The organism is Pectobacterium punjabense (assembly GCF_012427845.1).
Classification (GTDB): domain Bacteria; phylum Pseudomonadota; class Gammaproteobacteria; order Enterobacterales; family Enterobacteriaceae; genus Pectobacterium; species Pectobacterium punjabense.
In genome coordinates this window covers 1,431,547-1,458,325 of the sequence record NZ_CP038498.1, presented here as the reverse complement: position 1 = coordinate 1,458,325, position 26,779 = coordinate 1,431,547, and the positions used below count along the sequence as shown (strand labels likewise).

At 51.4% G+C, this 26,779-nt stretch carries 27 protein-coding genes and 1 riboswitch; of the genes, 20 read left to right on the top strand and 7 right to left on the bottom strand.

The window, feature by feature from the left end; genetic code table 11:
- Positions 1–28: 28 nt before the first annotated feature.
- From mrdA to lipA, 7 genes are all read left to right on the top strand, one after another.
- Positions 29–1,933 (top strand): peptidoglycan DD-transpeptidase MrdA, encoded by a 1,905-nt coding sequence (gene mrdA, locus E2566_RS06480; RefSeq protein ID WP_107168307.1) that lies wholly within the window; start codon positions 29–31, stop codon positions 1,931–1,933.
- Between the two features lie 9 nt (positions 1,934–1,942).
- Entirely contained in the window at positions 1,943–3,055 is a 1,113-nt protein-coding gene (gene mrdB, locus E2566_RS06475) for a peptidoglycan glycosyltransferase MrdB (protein ID WP_107168308.1), read from the top strand.
- 13 nt (positions 3,056–3,068) lie between these two features.
- Positions 3,069–4,190, top strand: a complete 1,122-nt coding sequence (rlpA, locus tag E2566_RS06470; RefSeq protein ID WP_107168309.1) for an endolytic peptidoglycan transglycosylase RlpA — start codon at positions 3,069–3,071, stop codon at positions 4,188–4,190.
- A 166-nt stretch (positions 4,191–4,356) separates the two neighbouring features.
- Positions 4,357–5,568 carry a D-alanyl-D-alanine carboxypeptidase DacA gene (dacA, locus tag E2566_RS06465; protein WP_014700744.1) on the top strand — a complete coding sequence of 404 codons (1,212 nt, stop codon included), beginning with the start codon at positions 4,357–4,359 and terminating at the stop codon, positions 5,566–5,568.
- A 136-nt stretch (positions 5,569–5,704) separates the two neighbouring features.
- Positions 5,705–5,968: a DUF493 family protein YbeD gene (gene ybeD, locus E2566_RS06460; protein ID WP_005976281.1), complete on the top strand. Its 264-nt coding sequence runs from the start codon at positions 5,705–5,707 to the stop codon at positions 5,966–5,968.
- Positions 5,969–6,115: 147 nt separating this feature from the next.
- Entirely contained in the window at positions 6,116–6,799 is a 684-nt protein-coding gene (gene lipB, locus E2566_RS06455) for a lipoyl(octanoyl) transferase LipB (RefSeq protein ID WP_205541640.1), read from the top strand.
- 227 nt (positions 6,800–7,026) lie between these two features.
- Positions 7,027–7,992, top strand: coding sequence for a lipoyl synthase (lipA, locus tag E2566_RS06450; protein ID WP_107168310.1), 966 nt, complete (start codon positions 7,027–7,029; stop codon positions 7,990–7,992).
- An 83-nt stretch (positions 7,993–8,075) separates the two neighbouring features.
- On the opposite strand, the gene tatA is transcribed toward lipA, so the two are convergent.
- Positions 8,076–8,273, bottom strand: coding sequence for a Sec-independent protein translocase subunit TatA (gene tatA, locus E2566_RS06445; protein WP_107168311.1), 198 nt, complete (start codon positions 8,271–8,273; stop codon positions 8,076–8,078).
- A gap of 256 nt (positions 8,274–8,529) precedes the next feature.
- Positions 8,530–8,635: riboswitch (Fluoride riboswitch) on the top strand.
- Between the two features lie 98 nt (positions 8,636–8,733).
- Between tatA and crcB the strand changes: the two genes are divergently transcribed.
- A complete protein-coding gene (crcB, locus tag E2566_RS06440; RefSeq protein WP_107168312.1) occupies positions 8,734–9,117 on the top strand; it encodes a fluoride efflux transporter CrcB in 384 nt (127 codons plus the stop codon).
- 65 nt (positions 9,118–9,182) lie between these two features.
- Here crcB and cspE read toward each other — a convergent pair whose 3' ends face one another.
- Positions 9,183–9,392: a transcription antiterminator/RNA stability regulator CspE gene (gene cspE / locus E2566_RS06435; protein ID WP_005976270.1), complete on the bottom strand. Its 210-nt coding sequence runs from the start codon at positions 9,390–9,392 to the stop codon at positions 9,183–9,185.
- Positions 9,393–9,610: 218 nt separating this feature from the next.
- Here cspE and E2566_RS06430 point away from each other — a divergent pair, with 218 nt between their 5' ends.
- On the top strand, positions 9,611–10,321 hold the full coding sequence (locus E2566_RS06430) for an aspartate/glutamate racemase family protein (protein ID WP_107168313.1): 711 nt from the start codon (positions 9,611–9,613) through the stop codon (positions 10,319–10,321).
- A 165-nt stretch (positions 10,322–10,486) separates the two neighbouring features.
- Here the strand turns inward: E2566_RS06430 and ypfM are convergent, their stop codons facing one another.
- The gene (gene ypfM, locus E2566_RS22025) at positions 10,487–10,546 is read right to left on the bottom strand and encodes a protein YpfM (protein WP_137739554.1); all 60 of its coding nucleotides are present in this window, start codon (positions 10,544–10,546) and stop codon (positions 10,487–10,489) included.
- A gap of 233 nt (positions 10,547–10,779) precedes the next feature.
- On the opposite strand from ypfM, the gene E2566_RS06420 reads away from it, so the two are divergent.
- From E2566_RS06420 to E2566_RS06405, 4 genes are read left to right on the top strand one after another with little or no spacing between them, the layout of a single operon-like run.
- A complete protein-coding gene (locus E2566_RS06420) occupies positions 10,780–11,157 on the top strand; it encodes an ArsC family reductase (protein ID WP_107168314.1) in 378 nt (125 codons plus the stop codon).
- A gap of 1 nt (position 11,158) precedes the next feature.
- Positions 11,159–12,286 (top strand): succinyl-diaminopimelate desuccinylase, encoded by a 1,128-nt coding sequence (dapE, locus tag E2566_RS06415; RefSeq protein WP_107168315.1) that lies wholly within the window; start codon positions 11,159–11,161, stop codon positions 12,284–12,286.
- Positions 12,283–12,957 carry a M15 family metallopeptidase gene (locus E2566_RS06410; protein WP_107168316.1) on the top strand — a complete coding sequence of 225 codons (675 nt, stop codon included), beginning with the start codon at positions 12,283–12,285 and terminating at the stop codon, positions 12,955–12,957. The genes dapE and E2566_RS06410 overlap by 4 nt, the downstream gene beginning before the upstream one ends.
- Positions 12,958–12,959: 2 nt before the next feature.
- Positions 12,960–13,151: a YpfN family protein gene (locus E2566_RS06405; RefSeq protein WP_014700752.1), complete on the top strand. Its 192-nt coding sequence runs from the start codon at positions 12,960–12,962 to the stop codon at positions 13,149–13,151.
- Positions 13,152–13,214: 63 nt separating this feature from the next.
- Here E2566_RS06405 and E2566_RS06400 read toward each other — a convergent pair whose 3' ends face one another.
- Positions 13,215–14,114 carry a LysR family transcriptional regulator gene (locus E2566_RS06400; protein ID WP_107168317.1) on the bottom strand — a complete coding sequence of 300 codons (900 nt, stop codon included), beginning with the start codon at positions 14,112–14,114 and terminating at the stop codon, positions 13,215–13,217.
- A gap of 483 nt (positions 14,115–14,597) precedes the next feature.
- Here E2566_RS06400 and E2566_RS06395 point away from each other — a divergent pair, with 483 nt between their 5' ends.
- From E2566_RS06395 to E2566_RS06370, 6 genes are all read left to right on the top strand, one after another.
- Positions 14,598–15,920: a CitMHS family transporter gene (locus E2566_RS06395; RefSeq protein ID WP_107168318.1), complete on the top strand. Its 1,323-nt coding sequence runs from the start codon at positions 14,598–14,600 to the stop codon at positions 15,918–15,920.
- 61 nt (positions 15,921–15,981) lie between these two features.
- Positions 15,982–17,322, top strand: coding sequence for an acyclic terpene utilization AtuA family protein (locus E2566_RS06390; RefSeq protein ID WP_107168319.1), 1,341 nt, complete (start codon positions 15,982–15,984; stop codon positions 17,320–17,322).
- On the top strand, positions 17,322–17,621 hold the full coding sequence (locus tag E2566_RS06385; protein WP_005976252.1) for an AtuA-related protein: 300 nt from the start codon (positions 17,322–17,324) through the stop codon (positions 17,619–17,621). Before E2566_RS06390 ends, E2566_RS06385 begins: the two co-directional genes overlap by 1 nt.
- 163 nt (positions 17,622–17,784) lie before the next feature.
- Complete coding sequence (gene atoD, locus E2566_RS06380; RefSeq protein WP_015730933.1) at positions 17,785–18,441, top strand: acetate CoA-transferase subunit alpha; 657 nt, start codon at positions 17,785–17,787, stop codon at positions 18,439–18,441.
- Positions 18,441–19,088: a 3-oxoacid CoA-transferase subunit B gene (locus E2566_RS06375; RefSeq protein WP_107168320.1), complete on the top strand. Its 648-nt coding sequence runs from the start codon at positions 18,441–18,443 to the stop codon at positions 19,086–19,088. The genes atoD and E2566_RS06375 overlap by 1 nt, the downstream gene beginning before the upstream one ends.
- A gap of 11 nt (positions 19,089–19,099) precedes the next feature.
- On the top strand, positions 19,100–20,278 hold the full coding sequence (locus E2566_RS06370) for an acetyl-CoA C-acetyltransferase (protein ID WP_107168321.1): 1,179 nt from the start codon (positions 19,100–19,102) through the stop codon (positions 20,276–20,278).
- 98 nt (positions 20,279–20,376) lie between these two features.
- Here E2566_RS06370 and E2566_RS06365 read toward each other — a convergent pair whose 3' ends face one another.
- From E2566_RS06365 to E2566_RS06355, 3 genes are all read right to left on the bottom strand, one after another.
- Positions 20,377–22,047: a methyl-accepting chemotaxis protein gene (locus tag E2566_RS06365; protein WP_107168322.1), complete on the bottom strand. Its 1,671-nt coding sequence runs from the start codon at positions 22,045–22,047 to the stop codon at positions 20,377–20,379.
- A gap of 289 nt (positions 22,048–22,336) precedes the next feature.
- Positions 22,337–22,954, bottom strand: a complete 618-nt coding sequence (gene ypfH, locus E2566_RS06360) for an esterase (protein ID WP_107168323.1) — start codon at positions 22,952–22,954, stop codon at positions 22,337–22,339.
- A gap of 169 nt (positions 22,955–23,123) precedes the next feature.
- On the bottom strand, positions 23,124–23,351 hold the full coding sequence (locus E2566_RS06355; protein ID WP_107168324.1) for a DUF1272 domain-containing protein: 228 nt from the start codon (positions 23,349–23,351) through the stop codon (positions 23,124–23,126).
- 360 nt (positions 23,352–23,711) lie between these two features.
- On the opposite strand from E2566_RS06355, the gene E2566_RS06350 reads away from it, so the two are divergent.
- Positions 23,712–26,663, top strand: coding sequence for an autotransporter serine protease (locus E2566_RS06350; RefSeq protein WP_107168325.1), 2,952 nt, complete (start codon positions 23,712–23,714; stop codon positions 26,661–26,663).
- Positions 26,664–26,779 lie beyond the last annotated feature (116 nt).

Below are 26,779 nucleotides of genomic sequence, written 5' to 3'. Positions count from 1 at the left end.
TACGATGAAACATGTGAAATAACACTGGATGAAAGTAGAACGCAAACCCTTTCGTGATTATACGGCGGAGTCCGCTCTGTTCGTGCGCCGTGCTTTGGTAGCCTTTCTGGGCATTTTGCTGCTTTCTGGTGTATTAGTCGCTAATCTTTATCACCTGCAAATTTTGCGTGTCGATGACTATCGCACGCGCTCTAACGAGAACCGCATTAAGCTGGTTCCTATCGCGCCCAGCCGCGGTATCATTTACGACCGTAACGGTACCCCGTTGGCACTGAACCGTACCATCTATCAATTAGAACTGGTGCCTGACAAAGTCGACAGCCTGAAAGAAACGCTGGAAGCACTGCGCCCCATCGTTAATTTGACCGATGACGATCTGGAAAATTTTGAAAAAGAGCGCAAGCGTTCACGCCGTTTTACCTCCATTCCAGTAAAAACCGGGCTTGATGAGATTCAGGTCGCCCGTTTTGCCGTCAACCAATACCGCTTTCCTGGCGTTGAGGTTAAAGGCTATCAACGCCGCTATTATCCTTACGGTTCTGCGTTAACGCACGTCACGGGCTATGTCTCCAAAATCAACGATAAAGACGTAGAACGGCTGACCAAAGAAGAAAAAATTGCCGACTATGCCGCGACGCGTGACATCGGCAAGCTGGGTATCGAACGTCATTATGAGGATTTGCTGCACGGCAAACCCGGTTATGAAGAAGTTGAAGTTAACAACCGTGGCCGCGTGATCCGCCAACTTCACGAACAGCCACCGCAGGCCGGGCGCGATATTTATCTAACGTTGGATCTGAGCCTACAAATCTACATCGAGAAACTGCTGGAAGGCAGCCGCGCCGCCGTCATTGTCACCGACCCACGCGACGGCGGTATTCTGGCGATGGTTTCCACGCCCAGTTACGACCCCAATCTGTTTGTCGACGGGATTTCCACCAAAAATTATACCAAACTACAAAACGATCCCGATCGTCCACTGATCAACCGTGCAACGCAGGGAATTTACCCTCCGGCTTCCACCGTTAAACCCTATATTGCGGTTTCCGCCCTGACTGCTGGCGTTATCACCACTAACACTAGCCTGTTCGATCCTGGCTGGTGGCAATTACCCGGCTCCGAAAAGCGTTTCCGCGACTGGAAAAAATGGGGGCATGGTCGTCTTAACCTCACCAAGTCACTGGAAGAATCCGCGGATACTTTCTTCTATCAGGTCGCGTATGACATGGGAATCGATCGCCTATCCGAATGGATGAATAAATTTGGTTATGGCGAGAAAACCGGCATCGATATTTCGGAAGAAAGCGCCGGCAACATGCCAACCCGTGAGTGGAAACTCAGGCGATTTAAGAAGCCCTGGTATCAGGGGGATACCATTCCCGTCGGGATCGGCCAAGGTTACTGGACGGCGACCCCTATCCAGATGAATAAGGCATTGGTCACGCTCATTAACGACGGCCAGGTAAAAACGCCACACCTGCTTTATAGTTCGCGGGAAAATGGCGTTATCGTGCCTTTCCGACAAACTGAGAATCTACAGATTGGTAATATCCACTCTGGCTATTGGGAAGTGGCGAAGGACGGAATGTATGGCGTGGCTAACCGCGCTAACGGCACCGCACACAAGAGTTTCGATGATGCGCCTTATAAAATTGCGGCAAAATCCGGTACGGCGCAGGTTTTCGGCCTGAAAGAAAACGAAACTTATAATGCGCACAAGATCGCAGAGCATCTGCGTGACCATAAATTAATGGTCGCATTTGCCCCGTATAAGGACCCAAAAGTCGCGATGTCGATTATTCTGGAAAACGGTGGGGCTGGTCCGACCGTGGGTGCTATCACTCGCCAGATCCTTGATCATATCCTGCTGGGTGACAACAATACCGATTTACCTAGCGCGCCTCCTGCGCCGCCGGGTAGCGAGAGTGAGTAACAGACAGTCATGACCGATAGCCAACAAAAAGGTTCGTTCTGGGCGAAAATCCACATCGACCTTCCGTTCCTTCTCTGCATCCTGGCACTGCTGGGCTATAGTCTATTTGTCTTATGGAGCGCTAGCGGACAGGACGTCGGCATGATGGAGCGAAAAGTCGTTCAGATCGTGCTAGGGTTTACGGTAATGATCGTAATGGCGCAAATTCCTCCTCGCGTCTATGAAGGCTGGGCACCCTACCTCTATGTAGTTTGTGTCATTTTGCTGCTGATCGTAGATATTTTCGGACAAATAAGTAAAGGCGCACAGCGCTGGCTGGATTTAGGTTTTATTCGCTTCCAGCCATCGGAAATAGCCAAGATCGCCGTGCCACTGATGGTTGCCCGTTTTATTAACCGTGATATGTGTCCACCCTCGCTAAAAAATACGGCGATTGCGTTGATCCTGATTTTTGTTCCTACACTGCTGGTTGCTGCACAGCCGGATTTAGGCACCTCGATCCTGATTGCATTATCTGGCCTGTTTGTGCTTTTTCTCGCCGGTATGAGCTGGAGCTTGATTGGCATTGCTGTGCTACTACTCGCCGCGTTTATTCCGATACTCTGGTTCTTCCTGATGCACGATTATCAACGAGCCAGGGTCATGATGCTGCTCGATCCGGAAAGCGATCCGCTCGGTGCGGGATACCATATTATTCAGTCGAAAATTGCGATAGGCTCAGGTGGCCTGTCTGGCAAAGGCTGGCTGCATGGCACACAGTCTCAGTTAGAGTTTCTGCCGGAGCGGCACACTGACTTTATCTTTGCCGTGTTGGCTGAGGAGCTTGGATTAATCGGCGTCTTAATTCTGCTCGCGATGTACCTGTTCATGATTATGCGCGGTCTGGTCATTGCCGCTAATGCGCAAACCTCGTTCGGCCGGGTTATGGTCGGCGGACTGATGTTAATTCTGTTTTTCTATGTTTTCGTCAATATCGGGATGGTCAGCGGTATACTTCCCGTCGTTGGCGTGCCGCTGCCGCTAATCAGCTACGGCGGATCGGCGCTGGTCGTTTTAATGGCGGGATTCGGTATCGTCATGTCGATACATACTCACCGCAAACTGCTATCCAAGAATTTATAACACGAGGTGAGCGATGCGTAAGGATTGGCTTTGGGTCGGCGTAGCAACTCTGGCGCTTGCGGCCTGTACCACAACGGAACAGCGGCAGCCTGCACCGCCTGTTACTCAGGTTTACAGCGGCCCGACGGAAGAGATCGGCGGCGCGGAACCGCGTTATGAACCCTACAATCAGGGTACGCTCCAAGACTACAGCATCAAAGGCAAGAGCTATAAAATTGTCAAAGATCCACAAAACTTTAGCGAAACAGGCTTAGCCGCATGGTACGGCGAGGAGGCCAGCGGTAATCGCACGTCAATCGGCGAAACGTTTGACCCTAACGCGATAACTGCCGCCCACCCGACGCTGCCGCTGCCAAGCTATGTCCGCGTCACCAACCTGAGTAACGGCCGTCGCCTGGTTGTACGCGTAAACGACCGCGGGCCATATACGCCGGGCAGAATTATCGATCTGTCGAAGGCCGCAGGCGATCGCCTGAATATTTCGAACAATACCAAAGTGAAAGTGGATTTCATCAACGTCGCACCAGACGGCACGCTTTCAGGCCCCGGAACCGTGGGCACCACCGTCGCCAAGCAAAGCTTCGCTCTGCCGGAACGTCCGAGCTTCGGTGCCAGCGGACTGGGTACGCCCATGATGGAAACGACACAACCAACATCCAATAGCGACGTACGGCCAATCAGCAATAGCGGCCTGAGCGTGCCAGCAGAAAGCACGCAGCCGCAGAGCAGCGCGCTGTCGCACAGCGGTGGTTTTCTGGGGGCACCTTCCGCGCTGCGCGCTGGCGTGGTTGAGTCCAGCGTGACACCAACGGCAACCTCATCACCGTCCGCTGCGCCAGTAAACGTCGCTCCAGCGGCTGCCATCGTTGCTGCTCCCGCCGCCGCCGCACCATCTTCTACGGGTCGCTATGTCGTTCAGGTCGGTGCGTTGAGCGATCAACAGCGCGCGCAAACCTGGCAGCGTAGCCTGAGTGAACGCTTCCGCGTAGCGGGTAAAGTCACCGCGAGTGGTGGACTGTACCGTATCCAACTGGGGCCATTCCAGAATCGTCAGCAAGCCACTGAACTTCAACAACGTTTGTCAGTCGAAGCTCAGCAGCAGTCGTTTATTACCGCCGCACCCGGTACTCTCTAGTCACGGATAATCGGCAGGCTCACGAAGCGAAAGCGGTGGCTATGACATTGAACATACCGCCCTTTTGCAAAATCACGTAACGTAATGCCTGATGCCTGCCTATTCCCCATCTGCTATAGTGTGGCTCGTTTTTTAACTCATACCCACGGATGTTGTTGTTCCAATCATGAATACTGTAAACACGTCTCGTTTTACTAAGCGTACTGCGCTTGGCGCACTGCTCGTCATTAGTGCCTCTTCCTTTGCCTATGCCGAAGATATCAATCTTAAAACGATGATCCCCGGCGTCCCGCAAATTGATGCTGAATCCTACATCCTGATTGATTACAACTCTGGGAAAGTGTTGGCGGAAATGAATGCCGACACGCGCCGCGATCCGGCCAGCTTAACGAAAATGATGACCAGCTATGTCATTGGTCAGGCGATTAAATCAGGAAAAATCAGCCCGAACGACATCGTTACCGTCGGTAAAGATGCCTGGGCAACCGGTAACCCGACCTTCCAGGGGTCTTCCCTGATGTTCCTTAAACCGGGCGACCGTGTTCCTGTTTCCCAACTCAATCGTGGCATTATCCTGCAATCGGGTAACGATGCCTGCGTCGCGATGGCCGACTATGTTGCTGGCAGTCAGGATGCTTTCGTTAACCTGATGAATGGTTACGTGAAAGCGCTGGGGCTGCAAAACACCAATTTTGAAACCGTACACGGTCTTGATGCTCCGGGTCAGTTCAGTTCGGCGCGTGATATGGCGTTGATCGGTCAGGCACTGATCCGCGATGTGCCAGAAGAGTACGCGACCTACAAAGAAAAAGAGTTCACGTTTAACAATATTCGCCAGCCTAACCGTAACGGCTTGCTGTGGGATTCCAGCCTGAATGTTGATGGCATCAAAACCGGCCATACCTCATCAGCGGGCTTTAATCTGGTTGCTTCGGCAACAGAAGGTCAGATGCGCCTGATTTCAGCGGTACTGGGCGGACGTAATGCCAAAGGGCGCGAATCAGAAAGCAAAAAATTGCTGACCTGGGGCTTCCGCTTCTTTGAAACCGTTGCGCCGTTGAAAGCAGGTAAAGAATTCGCGTCTGAACCCGTCTGGTTTGGCGACAGCGACCGTGTGGCGTTAGGCGTGGAGAAAGATGCCTATCTGACCATTCCACGTGGCCGTATGAAAGATCTGAAAGCCAGCTATGTTCTGGACAACACGGAACTGCATGCACCGTTAGCCAAAAATCAGGTTGTGGGTTCCATCAACTTCCAACTGGATGGCAAAACCATCGATCAGCGCCCGCTGGTGGTCATGAACGAAGTGAAAGAAGGCGGGATCTTTGGCCGCATGATCGACTACATCAAACTGATGTTCCACCACTGGTTCGGCTAATCCCCCTTGTCTGGGGCAAAAATGCCCCCATATAGCTAGCATCCATAACTCCCGCAGAACGCGGGAGTTATATTTTTTAGTATAATGTACCTATGTCAGTGCTAATACCGACGGTATTCCCCTCTCTGGAGCGCAAATGAAAACCAAATTAAACGAACTGCTTGAATTTCCGTGTGTTTTTACCTACAAAGTTATGGGTGAGGCAAAGCCGGAATTAGTCGATCTGGTCGTTGAAGTGGTACAGCGTCACGCGCCTGGCGACTACACCCCACAGATCAAACCCAGCAGCAAAGGGAATTATCACTCGGTTTCCATCACCATCACGGCGACACACATTGAGCAGGTGGAAACGCTGTACGAAGAACTGGGCAATATCGACATCGTGCGCATGGTTCTATAAAGCAAGGCATAGCGTTCTGTAAAAGTCGTACTGTAATCAAAACGGGCGGGGAAACTGGCGAGTGCGCCAGGGTTTTGTGATTTTGCAAAGTGCTGTTCGCTGAGGCTTCCCGCCGTTATAATCTCCCCACCTTTCCTTAACCTGAAGATGACACACTTGCTACAGGATAAGATCATCGTACGCCAATTTGACGTACAGCCGTATGAACCCGTCTCTCTGGCGATGCATAATTTCACCGACCGACGTGATGATAAAACCCCAGACGAAATCTGGCTGGTTCAGCACCCTCGCGTATTTACACAGGGTCAGGCAGGCAAAGCCGAACATGTCCTTATGCCCGGCGATATTCCCGTTATTCAAAGTGACAGAGGCGGTCAGGTGACCTACCACGGCCCCGGTCAGCAGGTTATGTACGTGTTGATTGACCTAAAGCGCCGCAAGCTCGGCGTTCGTCAGCTCGTCACCGCGATTGAAAATACCGTGATTGCTACACTGGCACACTTCCAGATTGACGCCCATGCGCGCCCTGATGCACCCGGCGTCTATGTGGGTGAGCGTAAAATCTGTTCGCTAGGACTGCGTATTCGTAAAGGTTGCTCTTTTCACGGGCTGGCGCTGAATATCGCCATGGATCTTTCTCCTTTCCTGCGCATTAACCCGTGTGGTTACGCCGGAATGGAGATGACGCAAATCAGCGATCTGGTGCAGGGCGTCACGCTGGATGACACCGCCCCTGTGCTGGTAAACACCTTTTTGCAGTTAGTCGGCTACTCCGCACCCGAATTTGTTTCGTGGAATCTGGACGTTCAGGGTGAGCCGCTTCCTGGTTAACGCATTTCATCCTGTTAATAAAAATCAGTCGGTTAGGCGATCATTTTTTGATAAATTACATTTTATTCACATAATTTCTTCATTTTGATCGCGCAAAGGCTGATTGTGATTAGGCAAGATGATATAATTTTTATAGTTTTTTAAAAAAAAGTTTAACCAAAAACATAATCCTTTGAATTTGAAAAATAAATTTAAAGAAACGATTCAGAACTGGAACTTACGCAAACATGAGTAAACCGATTCAGATCGAACGCGGCGTCAAATACCGCGATGCCGATAAGATGGCGCTAATCCCGGTACGTACTGTTGTTACCGAACGCCAAGAGCTTCTGCGCAAACCTGAATGGATGAAGATTAAACTTCCAGCGGATTCGAGCCGTATTCAGGGAATCAAAGCGGCCATGCGCAAAAACGGGTTGCACTCAGTTTGCGAAGAAGCGTCCTGTCCGAATCTGGCAGAGTGTTTCAACCACGGCACCGCCACCTTCATGATCCTGGGTGCCATTTGTACCCGTCGCTGCCCGTTCTGTGACGTTGCCCACGGCCGCCCACTTACACCGGATGCGAATGAGCCTGAGAAACTGGCACAGACCATCCATGACATGGGCTTGCGCTACGTCGTGATCACCTCTGTTGACCGTGATGACCTGCGCGACGGTGGTGCTCAGCACTTTGCGGATTGTATTAGCGCCATTCGCCGCAAGAACCCGAATATCCGTATCGAAACGCTGGTGCCAGACTTCCGTGGTCGTATGGATCGCGCGTTAGAAATCCTGACCGCCACGCCGCCGGATGTGTTCAACCACAACCTGGAAAACGTACCGCGCGTTTACCGTCAGGTTCGCCCCGGTGCGAACTATGAATGGTCGCTGAAGCTGCTGGAAAACTTCAAGAGCGCGCATCCCGATATCCCGACCAAATCTGGCCTGATGGTGGGATTGGGGGAAACCAATGCTGAAATCGTAGAAGTCATGCGCGACCTGCGCCGCCACGGCGTAACGATGCTGACGCTGGGACAATATTTACAGCCGAGCCGCCATCACCTGCCGGTACAGCGCTACGTCAGCCCGGATGAGTTCGATGAGATGAAAGCCGAAGCGATGGCGATGGGCTTTACCCACGCGGCCTGTGGCCCGTTTGTTCGCTCATCCTACCATGCCGACCTACAGGCAAAGGGCATCGAAGTAAAATAAGCGCTCATAGTTTTTTACACATTTTTTGTGTGGAAATAAAAAACGGACGGCAATTGCCGTCCGTTTTGTTATGTGGAGTGCGATCAGGATTCTTTGCGAGACGAATCATTCAGCGCAGCCGTGTCATCTGTCTTGGTCGGTTGATCGTCATTCATCGCCTTTTTAAAGCCTTTAATCGCCGTACCTAAATCACCGCCCAGGCTACGAAGTTTATTCGTACCGAACAGCAGAATGATTAATGCGCCAATCACCAATAGTTTGGCAATACTGATACCTTCCATACAAACCTACCTGATTTACAGAGGCTGGAGACGCCAGCAAACGAGAACTCGTACTTGTCGAATAGTGGTTGTCAAAAAAACATCGTTGTCGAAAAAATTCTTTGTACCCTATGTCCTCTATGTAAAACCTTACGCAGCACGACACAATCTGCATCTGTAACAAAGTAAGACGCCGCTTTCGCACGCATTCAGATCGCTTTACAACTTTCCTCTCTGCATCACTACAAAAACCCCGCCTGACGGCGTAAACTTTTCATACTAAAGCGGAGATGACATTCCTCCCTACCCTAACGCCACCAAAAACGCTGGCAGCCCGAGATATAGGGTACAACCGCCACTCGGCTAATGATGTCTACGTCCACCTCGCAGAGAGGGCGTAGCGTCCTGCCCACAACTCTCCGAGATCGCAAAAAAACCATGCGGAAACAATCCATGCAAAAGCAATCCAAGAAAGGTTTCTATGCTTAGTACATTACTCGCAGTATTTATTGGCGGCGGAGTCGGTAGCGTGGCGCGCTGGCAGTTAGGCGTTAAGTTTAACAATCTGTATCCAGCGTTGCCGTTGGGTACCCTGCTTGCCAACTTGATTGGTGCTTTCGTTATTGGTGGCGCGCTCGCTTTCTTCCTGCGTCATCCCAGTCTCGATCAGGACTGGAAAATATTGATTACTACTGGGCTGTGCGGCGGCTTAACAACGTTTTCGACCTTTTCCGCAGAAGTCGTTATGTTTCTGCAAAGTGGGCAGTTGGCGGCAGCGGGGTTACACGTCCTGTTGAATCTGGCGGGTTCATTGCTGATGACCGCATTGGCGTTTGCCTTGGTCACTTGGGTGGCAACACTCTGACACCATCATGAAAAATAAAGCAAAAAAAACCCGCCATCGGCGGGTTTTTCACGAAATCGGTATAATTAAATAGCGTTAACGTTAGCAGCAGAAGGACCTTTGGCACCGTCAGTGATTTCGAACTCTACACGCTGACCTTCAGCCAGAGTTTTGAAACCATTGCTCTGGATGGCAGAGAAGTGTACGAACACGTCTTTGCTACCATCTTCTGGAGTAATGAAACCGAAGCCCTTGGACTCATTAAACCACTTAACACTACCTTTAATCTTAGACATCAAACTTACCTTTACATGAATGAAAGACACAAAATCTGTGTCACGTACAGTACAACAATAGATTGACCTTTTGTCCAGTTGAAGTTGGATAAAAAGTGATAAAAGTCGCTAAAAATGTATACCGAGTAGCCCGGTTGCCCTATTTTAATCCGATGCAGAACGCGGAGAGTTCAGTTCTGGCTGATTCATTACTTTTTATGATATCGAAGGGAGACACTATGGTAAGTAAAACGCTGGGTCTTATCGGGGGAATGAGCTGGGAATCCACTATCCCGTATTATCGCATTATTAACGAATATGTGAAAAACCAACTAGGTGGCCTGCACTCCGCCAAAATCATCCTTCACAGTGTCGATTTTCACGAGATAGAACAATTACAGTCACAGGGGGATTGGGCTCAGGCTGCTACCGTGCTGGGTAATATCGCCGTAGGATTACGTCAGGCGGGAGCTGACGCGATCGTCATCTGTACCAACACCATGCATAAAGTCGCTGATGAAGTTGAACGCGCCAGCCAGCGCCCCCTTTTACATATTGCCGATGCTACCGGAGCCAGTCTGAAACAGCACGGATTGAAGAAAGTTGGTTTGCTCGGCACCCGCTACACGATGGAGCAAGACTTTTATCGCCAACGCATTCAGGAACGCTTTGGCGTGGACGTGATTGTTCCCGATCAGGTGGGGAAAGAGGCCGTTAACCGCATCATTTACGACGAACTGTGTCTGGGGAACATTAACGACACCTCGCGGCAGGTTTATCGGGACATTATCCAGCAGCTTGAACAGCAAGGCGCAGAAGGCATCATTCTGGGTTGTACGGAAATTCCGCTGTTAATCGGTGCAGCAGATGCGACGGTTCCTCTTTTTGATACGAGTTACCTCCACGCCATCGCCGCCGCGAAATTCGCCCTTAATCAGCCATTATCATGAATTAAATAGAGAAAAATAAAATTCGCACGCTAGCCAATAATAGCCTCTTTTATTTACTCAGGTTTCCCCTTTTTGGATAGAAAAAAAGCAGTATTGAGAGACTCAATACTGCTTATTCGTATGATTTTATTCCTGGTATGCAATGACTAACAGTACTTCTCGTTATTATTTACGTAACATTGCTTCAATAAAATCTTTCCAAGTACTCACTTCTACTTCTACCATGCGAACCTCTTGGTGATTAACGGCGACGCATTATACGCACACTTTTTAATCAGGTAAAAGTGTTATGAAAGTATAAAAAGTGTACTGACGCCTATTTCTGCTACACAGTTCACAGTAGATCTCCCCGCCTTTTTTCGGCATGCTGGGCTATCGCACGATTAGGCTCCGCCGAGCCGTGCTGTCCAGTACAGCAATCGTCATGCAACTCAATAAGCAGAAAGGATTTTCCCTCTATGGCGCTGACCCTATACGGCATTAAAAATTGTGACACTATAAAGAAAGCGCGCCGCTGGCTGGACGATCAACAGGTAGCGTACCATTTTCATGATTATCGCGCCGACGGTCTGGATGCACAGCAGCTACAGCGTTTCATCGACCAATTGGGGCTTCATGCCTTACTCAACACGCGCGGAACGACCTGGCGTAAACTCAGCGAAGAACTGCGCGAACGGATCAACAGCGATACCAGCGACAGCGCAGAGGCTGCCAAAAACCTGATGCTAGAACAGCCAGCTGTGATTAAACGACCGTTGCTGATTGCCGATGACGGCAATGCATTACTTGGGTTCAGTACCGACAGCTATCAGAAATTTATTGCGGAGAACAAATAACGTGTCTTGCCCAGTCATAGAGCTTGCTCAACAGTTAATTAAACGCCCTTCCCTCAGCCCAAATGACGAGGGCTGCCAGGCACTCATGATTGAACGCCTGACGGCGATCGGCTTTACCGTCGAAGCGATGGATTTTGGCGATACTCAAAATTTCTGGGCATGGCGCGGCACAGGAAAAACATTGGCCTTCGCCGGACACACCGACGTGGTTCCCAGCGGCGATGAAAGCCATTGGCAGCATCCGCCGTTTGAACCCATCATTCGTGACGGCATGTTGTACGGTCGCGGCGCGGCGGACATGAAAGGTTCGCTGGCCGCCATGGTGATTGCCGCCGAGCGCTTTGTCGCTGCCCACCCCAACCATCAGGGGCGTCTGGCGTTTCTGATTACGTCGGACGAAGAAGCCAGCGCCGTTAACGGCACGGTAAAAGTCGTCGACGCGCTGATGGCTCGTAACGAGCGATTGGACTATTGCTTGGTCGGCGAGCCGTCCAGTACGCATGTCGTAGGCGATGTAGTAAAAAACGGTCGTCGTGGCTCTATCACCGCGAATCTGCGCGTACACGGCGTACAAGGGCACGTTGCCTACCCTCATCTGGCGGACAACCCGGTTCACCGTGCAGCACCGGCGCTCAACGAACTGATCGCTACCGAGTGGGATCAGGGCAACGAATTCTTCCCGCCAACCACCATGCAAATCGCCAATATTCAGGCGGGTACGGGTAGCAATAACGTCATCCCGGGTGAGCTGTTTGTACAGTTCAATTTCCGCTTCAGCACCGAATTAACGGATGTGTTAATTCAGCAGCGCGTAGCGGAATTACTGGATCGCCACCAGCTTAATTACACCATCGACTGGAAGCTCTCCGGCCAGCCATTCCTAACCGCTCGCGGCGAACTGGTCGATGCCGTGGTGAATGCCGTCAAGCATTACAACGAGGTTACCCCAGAACTGCTGACAAATGGCGGCACCTCCGATGGCCGATTCATTGCCCGCATGGGCGCACAGGTCGTTGAACTGGGTCCCGTTAATGCCACGATCCATAAAGTGGATGAATGTGTCAGCGCCGCAGACCTGCAACTGCTAAGCCGCATGTACCAGCGCATTATGGAGCAGCTCATCGCATGATGACGCCAGCTATGTTAACCGGTAAAAGCGACCAGCATCTGGTTGCTTTGCAGGGTCGCCACCGTCTTCAGCCAGAGGCGGTAACCGCGTTTCTGGCGCTACAGCACGCGGCCAAAACGGCAGGATTCAACCTACAGCCCGCCAGCACGTTTCGCGATTTTGAGCGCCAGCGTCAAATCTGGAATAGCAAGTTTCATGGCGAACGCCCCGTCATGGATGCCAACAGCCAACCGCTGGATGTCTCGTCTCTGGACGACGGCGAGCGCTGTGAAGCCATTCTACGCTGGTCTGCGATGCCCGGCTCCAGCCGTCACCATTGGGGCAGCGATCTTGATATCTACGATCCTGATTTATTACCCGTAGACAGCTCGCTTCAGTTGGAGCCGTGGGAATATGAAGAAGGCGGTTATTTTGCCGCGCTGAATGCATGGCTGAGCGTACACATGCATGAATACGGTTTTTATCGGCCTTATGCGCACGATCTCGGCGGTGTCGCAGTCGAACCCTGGCATATCAGCTATTATCCATTAGCACAGTATGCGGAAGAACAGCTTACACCCGACCTCATCCTTGCCGCCTGGCAAGATGAAGATATTGCAGGCTACCACTGGCTTTGCCAGCACTTGCCGCAGCTGTTTACCCGTTATATTCATAATGTTGATGAGGCGTAACCATGGCATGGCTGGCTGATTACTGGTGGATAATCCTGATTATCCTGATAGGCATGCTGATTAACGGCATCAAAGAATTGCGCAACGTTGACCATACGCGTTTTCTGCTCAATAAACCGAAATTGCCCCCACATCGTGACAACAACGACAAATGGGACAATGAAGACGACGACTGGCCGCAGAAAAAACCCTGATACCTATCATCGCCAAACCGCCTGCACGTGCGTTAAGCCTTACGCTGCGGGCGGTTTGGGTTCTCACGCGGCGGGAACAAAACTTTCCGCCCGCTCCAGAAGAAAATCATAAAACTCTTTCGCGCACACCGACAGTTGCCGTTCTTTATCCGTCACCAGATAGATGCCGCGCTGCAACGATAGATCCCGGAACGAAATAATCGCAATGTCTTTGTGCTGGAACTGGAACAGCGTCAGCCCCGTTACAATACTCACGCCATAATTTGCCGCCACCAGCCCCATCATGGTGGTCAATTGACGTACTTCCAGCACGTAGTTAAAGCCCTCCGGCTCGATAAGCTGATCGGTATACTGCCGGATGCTGGTGCCTTTGCAGAACCCGACAAACGGGTATTGCGCCACATCGGCCACATCAACACTGTCGCGCTGCGCTAGCGGGTGCGAGTTCTGGCAGATCAGGTAAAAACTGTCGGCAAACAGCATGCGAGAGCTGAACGTTCCCGGCGATGGCTGCCCTGCCGTCAGTGCCAAATCGGCGCGTCCATCCAATACCGCTTTCAGGCAGCGATCCCACTGTGTATCCAGCAGTTCAACCTTTATCTTGGGGTAAGCACGATGATATTGCGCCAGCACCTGAGGCAACCATTCCACCGCCATTGACGGCAATACCGCCAGCACAATCTTCCCTTTGTACCCCGTAGCATACGACTTGATCTCACCGACAGCATCATCATGGGTTTGCACCAGCCGACGGGCAATGTCAATGAAATGGAGACCATCGGCATTGAGTTGCACTTTACGTGTATCACGGTCAAATAGTCGATAGCCGACTTCTTCCTCTAACCCGGCAATTAATGAACTAAATGCAGGCTGAGAGAGATTTATTTTCTGAGCGGCACGCGTGAAATTATCAGTTTCAGTCAGTGCGATAAAGGCGCGTAATTGTTTTATCGATAAGTTCATAGTGTTTTTATATAAATAAAATGAAGTCTCCGGTAAGAAAGGAACAAATTCAATAGAAAACGACAGGCACCTACTATTTTTATGATCCTTCCCGCATTTATTTAATTCCATTCAAACAACGTCCGGTATTCATAAAAATGGACATTCTAGATAAATATCACAAACTGGAAAAAACAATTGAACAAAAAGACCCAACTATACAAACCAAATCAATCAATTAGCCATTAATAAGAAAACCAGAGCAATTAATTCCATTAACGAATGAAATAAATCCATCAGATTTACGAATAAAACCATTGCTATTACGAGTTAGTATAACGGTGGACTGAGGTGGTAAAAATAGCGCAGACAAAAAATCAAATGACTCTGGGATAAGCATTCATTTTTTATTTGTTAATTATTACATGGATTGTTATTGAGTTGTTTAATTTATTGTAAATGAAACATATGGGCAACATACAATTATACTAATGAGGAGTTTTTATGCTGGCTCTCATCGGGGTGCTAACCATAGCCACCCTGCTCTTTTTTATCATGACCAAGCGAATGTCGCCTTTGGTGGCGCTCATCGTTATTCCGGTTCTCGGTGCGCTCGCCGCAGGCAGCGGCACCGATACTGCGAAATACGTGGTGGACGGTATCACCAAACTAGCACCGATGGCAGCGATGTTTGTTTTTGCCATCGCCTTCTTCGGTGTGGTAACCGATGCCGGTATGTTTGATCCTATTATCAAAGGGATCTTACGCATGGTCGGCACCAACCCGGTAAAAATTATTATCGGTACCGGCGTGTTGGCACTGATTGCACACCTGGACGGTAACGGTGCCGTCACCTTCCTGATCACCATTCCCGCGATGCTGCCGCTGTTTAATAAGCTCGGCATGGATAAACGCATCCTGGTCGGCATTACCGCACTCAGCGCGGGGGTTAACTTCCTGCCGTGGACCGGGCCGATGATCCGTGCCGCCGCCGCGTTGAACACCACCACGCACGATCTGTTTATTCCCCTCATCCCAGCGCAACTTTGCGGCCTGACCTTCATGGTGCTCATGGGCTATTACTGGGGTAAGAAAGAAGAGAAGCGTCTGGGGCTGGCATCGGGTAATCCGCTGGCAGGTGGTACGCAATCCATCACCGCGGAAGCGCATGTGAAAGAGCTGACCGATGCGGAAAAAGCGCTGCGCCGCCCAAAAATGTTCTGGGTCAACATTGCGCTGGTGCTTGCCGTTATCGGCACCATGGTGTTTACCAAAATTTCACCGACGGTCGCCTTTATGATCGCCCTGACGCTGGCGTTGATGTTCAACTACCCCAACGTTGAAATGCAGAAGGAACGCATTAATGCCCATGCGAAAGCGGCGCTGATGATGGCTAGCATCCTGTTCGCAGCGGGTGCTTTCACCGGCATCATGAGCGGTACTGGCATGCTGAAAGCCATGTCGCTCTCGGCGGTCAGCTTTGTGCCAGAATCTTTTGCCTCCCACATTCCGTTTATCGTCGGCCTGATCTCCATGCCGCTGAGCCTGGTGTTTGACCCGGACTCGTACTACTTCGGCATCATGCCAGTCATTGCCCACACAGTGGACATGTTAGGCGTACCACCGATTCAGGTCGCACAGGCTTCCGTATTAGGACAGATGACCACCGGCTTCCCGGTTAGTCCGCTGACGCCAGCCACCTTCCTGCTGGTCAGCCTTGCGGGTGTCGATCTCGCCGACCACCAGAAATTCTCTATCCCTGTGCTCTGGGCCGCTAGCGTCATCATGACGTTCGCCTGCGTCATCTTCGGGGTCTTCCCCTTGTAGGGGACATATGGTTTCCCATTGATGATGCCAACAGACACATTTCATTGATAAAGGTAAGTTTATGAAAACAATTCGTATTGGTTCCGGGGCTGGCTATGCTGGCGATCGCATCGAACCGGCCGTAGAACTGGCTCAAAAAGGCGACATTCAATATTTGGTATTTGAATGTCTGGCAGAGCGCACTATCGCTATCGGCCAAAAGCAGAAACAGCAGAATCCAGAAAAAGGCTACAACGAGCTGCTGGCTGACCGCATGCACGCCGTGCTGCCGCTCTGCCTGGAAAAAGGTATCAAGATCATCACTAATATGGGATCGGCTAACCCTGTCGCCGCCGGCCAGCGCGTATTGGAAATCGCCAAAGAACTCGGTGCGGATAAGCTGAAGATTGCGATCGTCACTGGTGACGATGTGCACTCAGTGCTGATCGCACAAGATTCCAAATTGGATGAGATTGGCCAGCCTGTTTCTCGCTGCGGTAAAGACATTCTTTCCGCCAATGCCTATCTGGGTGCGGATGCGCTGGTTGAAGCGCTGCATCAGGGTGCAGACGTGATTATCGCCGGCCGCGTTTCCGATCCGTCTTTGTTCCTGTCCGCGATGATGTATGAATTCGACTGGGCAGCCGATGACTGGGATCGTCTGGGTAAAGGCACCTGCCTCGGACACCTGCTGGAATGCGCAGGTCAAATCACCGGTGGTTACTATGCCGATCCCGGTGTTAAAGATATCCCCAATCTTGACCGTCTTGGCTTCCCAATTGCGGAAATTAGCGAAGATGGCAGCGCGGTGATCACCAAGGTTGAAGGCTCCGGCGGCTGCGTCTGTGTTGATACTTGTAAAGAACAGCTACTGTACGAAATCCACCGCCCGGATAGCTATATCACCCCGGACGTGATTGCCGATTTCAGCCGCGTCACGTTTACGCAAGACGGTGAGAACCGCGTACGCGTACAGGGAGCAACCGGACGGGCAAAAACCGACACGCTGAAAGTGTCTGTTGGCTATCAGGATGGGTTCATCGGTGAAGGCGAAATTTCTTACGCGGGTCCCGGTGCGGTGGCGCGCGGCCGTTTAGCGCTGGATATCGTCAAAGGGCGCTTTGCGCTGTGCCAGATCGATTTTCAGGAAGTGCGCTATGACCTGATCGGCGTTGATGCCCTGCACGGTGCACAGCGGTCGCAAAGCAGCGAACCGTATGAAGTGCGCGCGCGCGTCGCGGCACGCTGCACCTCCAGAGCACAGGCGGTGAAAGTAGGCAACGAAGTTGAAACGCTCTATACCAACGGCCCGGCAGGCGGCGGCGGCGTTAACAAAGCGGTGAAAGAAATACTGGCGATGGATTCCACCCTGCTGTCTCGCGCCTGCGTCACACCAGCCGTTGATTATCTGGAGATTAAATAATGAAACTGCGTGAAATTGCTCACTCTCGTACCGGCGATAAAGGAAATACCTCCAATATTTCGCTGATTGCTTACCGTGCAGAAGATTACGACGTGCTGAAAGAGAAGATCACTGCCGAAAAAGTGAAATCCTGGTTTGCCGATATCGTGACGGGTGATGTCGTTCGCTATGAGTTACCGAGCATCGGCGCACTGAACTTCGTCATGTACGGCGCACTCGGCGGCGGTGTCACCCGCTCGCTGGCGCTGGACATGCACGGCAAAGGACTAAGCTCAGCCATACTGGATATCGATATTTAATTCGATAACAGGGAACAGGTGGAGTTATTCAATTCCCTCTGTTCCCGCTAAATAACGTACATGTGCCGCCATGATTATCAGATATTTATTTATCTGCGGGGATTCGTGCGGCCATTTTTCAGAGCAACAACTTTCAGAGTCATTATTTAAGAGTAAATATGCAATGAACAATAAAGTCATTGATGCCAGCCATTTCCGTTCTTATTTATTTGACGGAATGACAATTATGTTCGGTGGTTTTATGGGCGTCGGAACACCGAAATTATTGGTAGATGAAATCATTAAATCCGGCGTCTCTGATTTAACCCTGATTGGAAATGATACCGGATTTGTCGATACCGGCGTTGGGCCGTTAATTGTCAGCGGTCAGGTAAAAAAACTGATTACTTCACACATTGGTACGAATCCAGAAACTGGACGCCGTATGCTCTCCGGTGAACTGGACGTAGAGCTAGTGCCACAAGGGACGCTGGCGGAACGCATTCGCAGCGGTGGCGCGGGGCTAGGCGGTTTTTTAACGCCAACCGGCGTTGGCACCATCGTCGAAGAAAATAAGCAAAAAATAACCATTAACGATATTACTTATTTATTAGAACTGCCCATTAAGGCCGATCTCGCCATATTACAGGCCAGCATTGCCGACACCAGCGGAAATCTTATTTATCACCTCACCGCCCGTAATTTTAACCCGCTCATTGCGCTTGCCGCGAAGAAAGTCGTGGCGCAATGCGAGCAGGTTATTCCGGTTGGTCAATTAGCACCGGAATGTATTGTCACCCCAGCCGCGCTGGTCGATCACCTGTATTTGGGAGAGAAATAATGGATGCGAAAGAATTAATCGCCCGCCGCGTCGCGCAGGAACTGAAAAACGGTGACGTGGTGAATTTAGGTATTGGCTTACCCACCAAAGTGGCGAATTACGTGCCGCACGGCATCGAAGTCACTTTCCAATCAGAGAACGGCTTTTTGGGACTCGGCGCGGTTACCGAACCGGATGGCAATCTGGTTAACGCCGGGGGTCAGGCATGCGGCATGGTGCCTGGTGCGGCCATGTTCGACAGCGCGTTTTCCTTTGCGCTAATTCGTGGCGGTCATGTCGATGTCTGCGTGTTGGGCGGTTTGCAGGTCGATGAACATGGCAACCTCGCCAACTGGATGGTACCGGGAAAAATGGTGCCCGGCATGGGCGGCGCAATGGATCTGGTTGTCGGCGCCAAGAAGGTCATCATCGCCCTTGAGCACTGCGCCAAAAATGGCGATGCGAAGTTATTGCATCAGTGCACCTACCCACTGACCGCCGCCAATAAAGTCAGCATGGTCGTCACTGAACTGGCGGTCTTCCAGTTTATCGACAGGCAAATGGTGCTGACCGAAATCAGCCCGAACATCACCGTGGACGAGCTGCGCCAGAAAACCGAGGCGAACTTCATCGTGTCCGCCGATTTACAACCCTTCAGCATTCATTAATCGAGGCGACCATGAACGACTCCGTTGTTATTGTTAGTGCCAAACGCACCGCGATTGGCAAATTCGCAGGCAGTCTGGCCAACACATCTGCTATCGAGATGGCTTCTGCCACCATTCGCGACTGTCTGTCTACGCTGCCGGACACGTTGGCGATTGATGAAGTGATTCTCGGCAACGTGCTGCAAGCCGGTCTGGGGCAAAACCCCGCGCATCAGGCGAGTCAGGCCGCCGGTATCGCCGTTGAAACGCCCTCGCTGACCGTCAGCAAAGTATGTGGTTCCGGCTTAAAAGCGGTTGTGCTGGGGGCGCAGTCTATTCTGTCTGGAGATAACCAGGTCTGTGTGACCGGCGGGATGGAAAACATGAGCGCCGCGCCTTATCTGCTGGAAAAAGCACGCCACGGTTACCGCATGGGGGATGGCAAACTCGTTGACATCATGATTAAGGATGGCCTGTGGTGCGCATTTAATGATTACCACATGGGCACCACGGCAGAAAATATCGCCGATCGCTATCAGCTCACGCGAGAAGAACAGGATCGGGTAGCGCTGGCGTCGCAACAGAAAGCGGTCGCCGCGATTGAAGCGGGCCGCTTCAAAGCCGAAATTACCCCGCTGTCGCTGCGTAGCAAAAAAGAGACACGGATTTTCGATCGGGACGAATTCCCTCGCGCAGACACCACGCTGGCGTCGCTGGCGACGTTACGTCCTGCTTTTTCCGCTAACGGCACTGTTACCGCAGGCAATGCATCCGGCATTAATGACGCGGCCGCGACGCTGGTGTTAATGCGTGAATCCGAAGCGAAAAAACAGGGGATTACCCCACTAGCGCGCATCCGTAGCTGGGCCTCCGCCGGCGTGCCGAGTGACGTCATGGGACTGGGGCCAATTCCTGCGACGCAGAAAGCGCTGATCAAGGCTGGGTTGACGCTCGGCGATATTGACCTGATCGAAGCCAATGAAGCCTTTGCCGCACAGTTCCTAGCGGTACAGCGCGATCTCCAACTCGATCCAGCCAAGGTGAACGTTAACGGCGGCGCGATTGCATTAGGCCACCCTATCGGCGCGAGCGGCGCGCGTATTCTCGTTACGCTGGTACATGCGCTGCACAGCTATAACAAAACGCTGGGGTTGGCGACGCTGTGCATCGGCGGCGGGCAAGGCATCGCGATGATCGTCGAGCGCGTTTAAAGCGGGTTGTTCCCGGTTAAAACGACAATGCAGGCCATTACGGCCTGCATTGCTTTGTTGTGCTATACGTTTCGATCAGCAGCAGCACGATTCCTCAGTTAAAACGTTTCCCAATTCGCATTCGATGATCTGCCGGACACAGGTTTGGGCAATAGCGATGTCGGTAATGCAGCCGGAGAGGGTACGCTCTCGACACGATGTGCCTGCGTTATCGCCTGGTTAATATTGAACACCTCAACCGCGTTCTGCAAAAATCTAGCCTGTTCTTCCAATGCCGCGGCGGCAGAAGCCGATTCTTCAACCAGCGAGGCATTTTGCTGCGTGACGCGATCCATTTCATTGATCGCCTGTCCGACCTGATCGATACCCCGGCTTTGCTCATCCGATGCTGATGCGATTTCGCCCATAATATCCGTTACCCGGCTCACGGCACTGACGATTTCCTTCATCGTATCGCCCGCGTCTTTCACCTGCAAAGAACCGGTATTCGAACGGCTAACCGAATCATCAATCAGCACTTTGATCTCTTTTGCGGCCTGCGCACTGCGCTGTGCCAACGTGCGCACTTCACCCGCCACCACGGCAAAGCCACGCCCTTGCTCCCCAGCTCGCGCAGCTTCAACCGCTGCATTCAGCGCAAGAATATTGGTTTGGAAAGCAATACCATCAATCACGCTGGTAATGTGGGCAATTTTCCGTGAGCTATCAGATATCTCATCCATCGTTTTCACGACGTTATTAACCACAATGCCACCTTTATTCGCCGTCTCTGACGCATTTTTTGCCAGCAATGTGGCCTGACGTGCATTGTCTGAGTTTTGCTTCACCGTTGAGGTCAGTTGTTCCATACTGGCAGCCGTTTCCTGTAACGAGGCGGCCTGCTGCTCCGTACGCGAAGACAGGTCATTACTGCCCGCTGAAATTTCACTGGCACCCGCGTGGATGGAGTGGGAACTGTCGCGTACCAAGCTCACGGTGCGGGTTAGTGACTGCTGCATATGGTGTAGCCCCGCCGCCAGTTGGCTCATCTCATTACGGCCGCTAGTATCAATATGCTGCGTTAGATTACCTTCAGCAATGGCGCTGATATGTTGCATGAGCGTGCGCAGCGGATGTAAAAGGATGCGCTGCAACCCGATCCAACTGAGAAGAATCACCAGCACGACAACCACAGAGAGTGCGCCTAAAACCCACAGCATCGTTTCAAACGCGACGTGGTTTTCCTGTAAACCGTCGTCTGACAGCTGGTTTTGTGCCGCACGCCACGCAATATAGGCATCCTGCATCGCCACGTTAAATGGCGTCGCCCCACCGCTCAATTTCATCGCTGCCCCTGCTAACCCACCGGAAAGCGAATCAACAATATCGTTCAGCAACTTATCGTAGGCGGTATAACTCTCTTCAAGTTTTTTAGATAATGACTCATCCAATCCGGGCGTATTAGGCAGAGACAAATAATATTTATAGCTACTCTCTGAAGCAGCCAATTGCGATTTGGCTTGCTGTAAGAGTGCCTGCATGGCCTCTTTATCCGCATTCCCCATCATCATGTTTTGTATAATAGATCCGATAGCGATGCGTGTCTGGTTCATCATAATCCAGGCATCAGTAAAGGCGGCCACATTCTGGTTAGAGCGTTGAGAAACAAGGAAACTGTCTCTATCGTTCATCAATGCCCGAACGGATAGCGCCCCTGTTAAAAACTGAGATATTCCTAATACAAACAATAAAATGACAAGGATGGTAATGACTTTAATACGCTTAAACATGGCACACCCTCTTTTTCCATAAGGATGTGATAGTTATATCCGAAAAAAGAAGGTAAATATTGAACACTCAACACAAATCAAAACATTGCCGATATTATTTAACATTCCAATATGGATAATATTATTTTTAATATGGATAAAAACCATTATTCAAAAAACATATTATTTAATTTAAATAGAGGCAACGTTCGTTATCAAAATAACCGATATACCCGTCATACTTCAAGCTGCTTGTACGTTGGCCTAAAGAGCCAACGCTACGGCTGCCGGAAGTATAATGGAATCGCGTTTATTTAAGGTAAGCCAATGCCAGTTTCAGCATCCGTTCATCAATGCCGTGCCCAACGCCGGGTACACTATCCACCGTAAACGACGTCCCCAGTTCCTGAAAGCGATGAGCAGCAGCATGCGCATGCCCAACCACAATCACACCGTCCGCTTTACCATGAATCAGGTGCACCACAACATCGGCAAATGCCGTCTCTGGTAAAACAGCAAAACGGCCGCTGAAAGCAATAATGTGTCCAGCGAGTGAGGCTTCGGACTTCAACGCTTCCAGCGACATAATGCTCCCCTGCGAGAACCCCACCAGTACGGTTTGTTCTGCACTAATGCCGCTTTGTTCCTGCCAGTGGCGCACCGTATCAACAAAACGCGGCAGGTTGGCTTCAATGCGCGATAACCGATTCTCTTCCGTCACGCCCTGAACAGAGAACCACTGCCGTCCATCGCCATAGCCAGTACTAAACGGCCCAGCAATGCTGACCACCATCGCCTGCGGTAATGCGGCAGCAAAATAGCGCCCAATTTGCGCCATACCCGCCGCGGTATCACCCACGCCATGGAACAGCAGGATTAAGCGATTCGCCTCCGAGGGCTGCTGAACAACAATATAATCTTGATTCACGTTTCTCTCCTGACGTCGTGCACCGAACGCATCATCTGCCGACATTCGTCATAAAATACGGTTAATTCTCACTATACGCCGCACGTTGACAGGAGAAATCGGGAATTACTGAACGAGATGTTCCATTTTTTGCAATAACAAGGAGGGATGCACAACAACCCGCGCGCCGTCAGTGCGATTTGATAATGCGGATCGTTGAGGCCGGATCGTTCACCAGACAACGTGCCGGCCGCACGGGCCGTTTGACCAATCCACCACCGCAGTTCGGGCAGACGTGGTGAAATAGGGAATCCGCACAGTCAGGACAGAACGTGCACTCATAGGAGCAGATATAGGTTTCTGCGTCCGGCGGTAAATCACAGTCACAGCGTTCACAGTTAGGGCGTAATTCCAGCATCGGCTTATCCTGATTCAATCAAATACGGTCGCTACAACGTAGCAGATCCCATCACCCTGCGTGAATCCATTTACCACACGGTGCCAACATCAACGTAGTGACATCACGCCTGTGGGGAAGAAAAACGTATTCATTCGGCTATCCATAAAGAATCAGTAAAAAATACCTCATGATCGCTGACGCTTTTTATTACTCATCCCACAAAGACAATGAAAGCGAAATAACCAGCCATTTTTCGAAGGCACTGATCCCCCATTAGCCTTCCATTACGTTATTCGCCCAATGGACAACTATCCGTTATTTCGTCCCGACGTCATTCGGGAGGAAATTTTATGTCTCTTATCCTCCAGGGAAACGACTATGGCACAGCAAGAAAGCACGCTATCGCTACGCTCTCCAAATAAAAAAACCGTCTTCCATCGCTCCATACTGGCTGCGCATATTGGTCTGGCTTTATTGGTTTTGGCTGGATGTACGGGAAAAGGGGGCACAGGTAACAACGTTACCCTTTCCAGCAATTCAACCACGCCCACAACACCAACTACACCAACTACACCAACCACGCCGACAACACCAACAACACCGACAGTGTCTGCCGTTAAAGTCGGGATTATTGACTCTGGTCTGGAAGCGGCTCGACCAGAATTTAACTACAGCAACCTGCATTTTTCCTCTTTTGTCGGTGGCAGTTCACAGCTTCACGACAATCAGGGCGTTAACGGCCACGGTACGCTGGTTGCGTTGGCGGCAGCTGGCTTGGCCACGGCAAATTATGAGGGCGGCGTAGCACCGGACAGCGAACTCTATATTGCACAAGCATCATTCCAAAACCGTTTCGGCGATCAAAACACCACGTCTGCCGTAAACTGGCTACTCAATTCAGGCGTGAAAATTATCAATATGTCTTATGCTGCGGATGAGCGACTCACCACCACCGCAGAGCTGAATAATGCCAGTAACAGCTTGGGCTACCTCCTAGTCCGTAACCAATTGAGCAGTATCGTCGATGCCGAAGCACTGAGCATCGTCGCCACGGGGAACAATGCAGGCTCAACCCCCTCACCCAATACCCAAATCCCACTGATTTTTAGCGATGCCTCATTGCAAAAAGGCATTTTGGCCGTGACGGGCTACATCCCTGAATGGGTAGGCGGTGAAGGCACCACGCGCCCCGCTGAGCTCTATCTCTTTGATGCCTGTGGCAATGTCGCCGCTTATTGCATGAGTGCACCAGGCTATGTAGATTACCCCGTTGCGGGCAGTGAGTTTTCAGAACGAGAACACGGCACGTCATTTGCCGCTCCACGCGTGGCAGGCGGAGCTTCACGGGTACAGGCCGTCTATCCGTGGATGACTGGGTACAACCTGCAACAAACACTGCTGACTACTGCGACCTACCATACTGATGGGTTCAACCGCTATGATCCTGATAATTCTTACTACGAAATCATCAGAGACAACGATGGCAATATCATCAACAGCGTGTTTCATCCGGTCTATATTTCAATAGCAGACACCGCTAACGGTCGACCTTATAACGATACGTTTGGCTGGGGCGACATGAACGTTGAGAAGGCGATAAAAGGCCCGGCGATGTTTTATGCCGATAATTTTACTGCGCGTTTAACCGCAGGTGACTACACATTTTCTAACGACATCAGCGGCGACTATGGGCTGATCGTCAACGGTGCCAACAATGCAGGCGGTGTGCTTCATCTGACGGGCAGCAATACCTATAGGGGCGATACGCAAGTCACCGCCAATAGTCTCTACGTTGATGGTTCAATCGTCGGTAACGCGACGGTATCCGAGGCTGGCACGCTGGCAGGAAGAGGCCGCATTGGCGGCAATGTGAGTAACACGGGTATCGTTGCCACCACCGCAGAGGGCGGGCTGACCGTCGGGGGCAATTATACCCAAGGCAGCAACGGCCTGCTGAGCGTAACGCTAGCCAACCCGTTCACCGTTGAAGGCAGCGCAGCGCTGGATGGCACATTACGCGTTGGCCTGCCCAGCGATACCTACATCGTTCAGGCACAGGAAACGCTGTTGCACAGCAATCAGGGGATCAGTGGCACATTTAGCACCACCAATCTCGGGCTGTTCCTGACGGGAAATCTGACTTACGGCAGCAACGACGTGACGGGTGCATTCAGCCGCCTCAACACCGTCGATGCAGTCACCAGCAGCGGCTTACAAAGCGCGGCACAGTTGCAGACCGCTGCCAATATCGAATCGGCGCTACGGGTTGCCGACCGCTGGTCTACCTTGTCTTCAACAACCGATCAACAATCCAGCTTGCTGGCCAAAGCCGCCGCCTTCCAGCAGTTAGGCAGTACGGGTGCTGCCGCTATCGCACTGGATTCATTGTCTGGTCAGGCGCACGCGTCCAGCAACGCCATCCTGTTTAACAGCCTGGATTATCAGAATCAGTTGCTGAACAACCGTCTGGATTTATTGGGAAGAGAGAAAAGCTACGGACTGTGGATTGAGACGGGCAAGCTGCGCGGCAATCTCAATCAAAAAGGCTATTTGGGTAGCGATTACGATATCACCCTGACCGCCATCGGGACGGATACTGATTTTAACACATCGGGATTACGTGCCGGGATTGCCTATACCAACAGCCAGATCAAAGCCGATTACGCCGGTAGCGGCGGCAACAGTGAGAATAAGCTGCACGGGGTGATGACCTATGCCCGTTATAACCTCACGCCAGAATGGTATGTTCAGGGTAACCTGAGCTATCAACATGGCCGCGATAAGCTGAACCGTTCGGTCTTACTGAATAATGTCGAAGCCGTTTCCAGCAGTACCTCAAGCGATAGCTGGCAGAGCCTGCTCAAAACTGGCTACGAATGGGCGCTCAACGATATCTTTAGCGTACAGCCCTATGCGGGACTCAAATACAGCTACCTGTCTACCGGTGGCTTTACGGATACCGGCAGCGCATTCGGTCTGACGGGGGAAGGCAACGATTACTCTCGTACCGTCGGTCTGACAGGGGTTAACCTGCGCGCCCTGCTGCAATGGAATCAGGGATGGTGGAGCAGCATCGGCATAAACGGTGAATATCAGCATGCGTTTACCAATCCTTCGCTGGATGTGACCGCACGCTGGAGCGGTTTGGGTCGCGAAGGAGAACGCCTGGATATTCCCGGCATCCGACTGGACAAAGACTCCCAGTGGGCAGGCGTGCGGCTGGACGTAGGTAAGGCAGCCGATGCGCGTTTCTTCCTGCGTGCTGACAAACACTTTGCTGACCGGGGTAACGAAGAAGTACTGCGCGGCGGTATCGACGTTTCCTTCTAATCATCCATGACGCCGACGGTATCATCCGTCGGCGTCAATTTGATAGTAATGTGATCACCGGAAAGAACACATTATTTAAACGGGAAATCACTTTTGGCGACGTACCACTTATTACC